Raw genomic sequence first — 1,049 nt, 5'->3', positions numbered from 1 at the left:
CGATCGTCAGCGCCACGTCTCGCTGTTCTCCGCCGCGCACGACACCGAGCGTAACCGAAGCTCCGGCGCTGTCGGGCCCGAGCCTGCGGATCAGCTCGCGCGGGCCGCTCACCGCCTCGCGGTTCCAGGCGACGATGATGTCGCCGAGGGAAAGGCCGGCGGCCTTGGCCGGACCGTTGTCATCAAGGCTCATGACGATGGCGCCGCGGGCCTCGCCGTCGCGGATCGGATGCAAGCCGGCGCCGAGATAGCCGCGGGCGACATGGCCTTTTTCGCGCAGCGTCGCGACCGCCCGCTCGATCGTCTCGTAAGGCATGACCAGCGCGCGGCCGCGCGGCCCGAACAACAGCATGCCGATCAGCGCGCCCTTGGCATCGAGCACCGGGCCGCCCTCGAAACGGCCGCCGGCGCCCACCGCCAGGTTGATGCGCCGGTCGATGGTGCCGCCGCGCATTGAGCGCCAGGCCGGGCCGACTTCGCCGACCGAGCCTGAAACTGCCAACGCCGAACCCCGGCTGTTGCCGATGGCGACGGCAATGTTGCCGGGCCGCACCGCATCCGCTTTGGCCAACGGCTCGGCATTGGTAGCACCGGCCGGCTTGAGCAGGGCGACGCCGGTCGAGGGATCGCGGCCGACAAGATCGGCCTTCACCGTCTCGCCCGAAGCCAGCGTCAGCTCGATCTCCTCGCCGGCCTCGACGGCTTCCTCGGCGGCAACGAAGTAGCCGTCGCGCCAATGGAAAGCGCTCGCTGTGCGATGATTGTGGGTGGTGAAGCTCGCGGTCGCCGGTGCCGCCTTGGCTGCCAGATCGGCAATGGCTTCCGAAAAGGCACTTAGATTGAATTCGCTCATAACAGTCTCCTGGGTTCCTCCATGCCCCAGATCTCGCGCGGCAGCGCGCTTGGAGATACTCGCCTGACGGCTAGTCGGCCGGGCGACTGGCCATCTGGTCAGGTCGCGGCGGATGAAGCCGCTCCGCACATATAGTCATCGTTGCGCCTGAAAACATGGAGCCTGCCAATGGCCGTTGCTGCCGCCAAATTCCAAT

Annotated in this window: 1 protein-coding gene; it reads right to left on the bottom strand. The window is 67.8% G+C overall.

Annotated features, from left to right (window positions below; all coding sequences use genetic code 11):
* The coding region (locus tag FJ980_RS34045) for a S1C family serine protease (protein ID WP_140547713.1) at positions 1-853 on the bottom strand (853 nt) is incomplete at its 3' end.
* Positions 854-1,049 lie beyond the last annotated feature (196 nt).

Source organism: Mesorhizobium sp. B1-1-5 (assembly GCF_006443065.1).
Classification (GTDB): Bacteria; Pseudomonadota; Alphaproteobacteria; order Rhizobiales; family Rhizobiaceae; genus Mesorhizobium.
The sequence above is the reverse complement of the archived record's forward strand: the minus strand, read 5'-3'. Positions and strand labels throughout refer to the sequence as shown.